This is a genomic window from Mycobacterium sp. ACS4054 (assembly GCF_001667275.1).
Taxonomy (GTDB): Bacteria; Actinomycetota; Actinomycetes; order Mycobacteriales; family Mycobacteriaceae; genus Mycobacterium.
The window spans coordinates 1-2,370 of the sequence record NZ_LZHV01000082.1 but is presented as its reverse complement, the minus strand read 5'-3'; the positions used below and the strand labels follow the sequence as shown (position 1 = coordinate 2,370).

The window sequence follows — 2,370 nt, the reverse complement described above, 5'->3', positions numbered from 1 at the left end:
CCCCCCCCCCCCCCCCCCCCCCCCCCCCCCCCCCCCCCCCCCCCCCCCCCCCCCCCCCCCCCCCCCCGCCGCCCCCCGCCCCCCCCCCCCCCCCCCCCCCCCCCCCCCACGTTTCCGACGGCGCCCGCATACGCTTAAGGCGTGAGCCACCTCGTGGGTACCGTCATGTTGGTCTTGCAGATCGCCGTTTTGGTCACGGCGGTATACGCGTTCGTGCACGCCGCCCTTCAGCGGCCCGACGCCTACACCGCCGCCGACAAGCTGACCAAGCCGGTGTGGTTGGTGATCCTCGGCCTGGCCGTCGCCCTGACGTCCATCCTGAGTTTTGTTTTCGGGGTACTCGGGATGGCGATCGCCGCGTGCGCGGCGGGCGTGTATCTGGTCGACGTGCGGCCGAAACTTCTGGAAATCCAAGGTAAGTCGCGCTAGCGGGATGAAGGCCCTGCTGACCGTGTCGGCAGCGGTGCTCGTCGCGCTGTGCGGCCCCGCGGGCACCGGGGCGGCGGACCCGGGCACGGCGTCCCCGCCGTTCATCGACCACACGCAGTGGGCCCAATGGCACGGCCTGAGCAGCCTGCGCGTCTATCCGACGCCGTCGGGGCGGCTGGCCGCCAGGCAGCAGGCCGACAACGCGGCCCTGGCCGACGAGGCGTGGGCCGAGGTCGTGGCGCTGTCGCCGGACGCGGACACCGCCGGCATGCGCGCGCAGTTCGTCTGCCATTGGCAGTACGCCGAACTCGCGCAGCCCGGCAAGGTCAGCTGGAACCTGGAGCCCTGGCGCCCCGTCGTCGACGACGCGGAGATGGTCGCGTCCGGCTGCAATCCGGGCGGGCCCGAAGAAAGGTTCTAGTGGCGAACAAACCCACCCGGGCGCAGCTGGCGGCGCTGGTCGACCACACCCTGCTCAAGCCCGAGGCCACCGATGCGGACGTGGTCGCCCTGGTCGCCGAGGCCGCCGATTTGGGTGTCTACGCGGTGTGCGTCTCGCCGTCGATGGTTCCGGTCGCGGTGCGCGCCGGCCACGGCGTGCGGGTGGCGAGCGTGGCGGGCTTCCCGTCGGGCAAGCACACGTCGGCGGTCAAGGCGCTGGAGGCCGAACGGGCCGTGGCGGCCGGCGCCGCCGAGGTGGACATGGTCATCGACATCGGCGCCGCCCTGGCCGGGGACATCGACGCCGTGCGGGCCGACATCGCGGCCGTGCGCGCCGCCATGACCGCGGGCCCGGTGCTGAAGGTGATCGTGGAGTCCGCGGTGCTGCTGTCGGGTACCGACGACCGCACCCTGGTGCGGGTGTGCCGCGCCGCCGAGGACGCCGGCGCCGACTTCGTGAAGACGTCGACCGGCTTCCATCCCGCGGGCGGCGCCTCGGTGCGCGCGGTCACCGTGATGAGCCAGACGGTCGGCGGCCGGTTGGGCGTCAAGGCCAGCGGCGGCATCCGCGCCGCCGCCGACGCGCTCGCGATGCTGGATGCGGGCGCCACCCGGCTCGGCCTGTCCGGCACCCGCGCCGTGCTCGACGGGCTCGGCTGAATTGCCGGCCGGCTAAACCGTCACAGGTTGGCGAAGCAGGGGTCGTTGTTGTTGCCGGTCGGGATGCTGGCGTTGCGCGTCGAGAAGTGGCTCGTCACACCGTCATTGGTGACCTGCACGCTGTCCGCGTGGATGCCCAGCGGGTAGTTCTTGGTGAACTGCGAGGTGAAGTCGTCCAGGGTCGACTGCACCGACTCCTTGGGCATCGTGAAGCCGAGCGCGTTGAAGCTGACGATCTGCAGCTGCAAGCCGGTGCCCGACACCACCGGCTTGGTGGTGAGGTTGTCCAACATGCCCTTCAGCTCGATGGTCCCGTCGGCGGGGTGGGTGGTCACCGTGTTGGTGACAAACGGGCCCAGCACCGGAATCGCGTTCTGGACCGACTGCTTGATGCCGTCGGACGTCCAGGTGACGGTCGCGTCCAGCGATCCGATCGTGCCCTTCGAGTCCTGCGTGTCCTTGAGCTGGACATCGCGGATGTTGATGTCGATCTTCATGCCCTTGGCGTCACGGACCTGGTTGCCCGCCGTCGACACCGAGATGTTGGTGTAGTGCTTGGTGAGCTGCTGCCACAGCATCAACGGCGCCACCCCGAACGACGCGGTCGCCTGGTCCTTGACCTCGCACGCCACCGCCTCGGCGACCTTGTTGTTGGCGACGTGCCGGACGTACAGCTCGGCGCCGACCAGGCCCGCGATCACCAGGCACACCACGATGATGCAGACCAGCACCACGGAGAGCGGATCACGCAGGAAGCGCCGCTTCTTGGTGCCCGGCTCCGGGTCCTCGCCGGGGGTTCGCAGCGTCTCCGTCGGGCCCGCGGGCGGGACGGGCGGGGGC

4 protein-coding genes are annotated in these 2,370 nt (G+C 71.2%); 3 read left to right on the top strand and 1 reads right to left on the bottom strand.

The genetic code is table 11. The features are described from left to right. Positions 1 to 141: 141 nt before the first annotated feature. From A5730_RS24030 to deoC, 3 genes are read left to right on the top strand one after another with little or no spacing between them, the layout of a single operon-like run. Positions 142 to 429, top strand: coding sequence for a DUF2516 family protein (locus A5730_RS24030; RefSeq protein ID WP_040621261.1), 288 nt, complete (start codon positions 142 to 144; stop codon positions 427 to 429). Positions 430 to 433: 4 nt separating this feature from the next. Next, on the top strand, positions 434 to 850 hold the full coding sequence (locus A5730_RS24025; protein ID WP_067905933.1) for a DUF2599 domain-containing protein: 417 nt from the start codon (positions 434 to 436) through the stop codon (positions 848 to 850). Further along, the gene (deoC, locus tag A5730_RS24020; protein ID WP_067905932.1) at positions 850 to 1,530 is read left to right on the top strand and encodes a deoxyribose-phosphate aldolase; all 681 of its coding nucleotides are present in this window, start codon (positions 850 to 852) and stop codon (positions 1,528 to 1,530) included. The genes A5730_RS24025 and deoC overlap by 1 nt, the downstream gene beginning before the upstream one ends. Before the next feature lie 20 nt (positions 1,531 to 1,550). Here the strand turns inward: deoC and A5730_RS24015 are convergent. Then, positions 1,551 to 2,370: DUF2993 domain-containing protein (locus A5730_RS24015; protein WP_067905931.1), on the bottom strand; the 820-nt coding region annotated here is incomplete at its 5' end.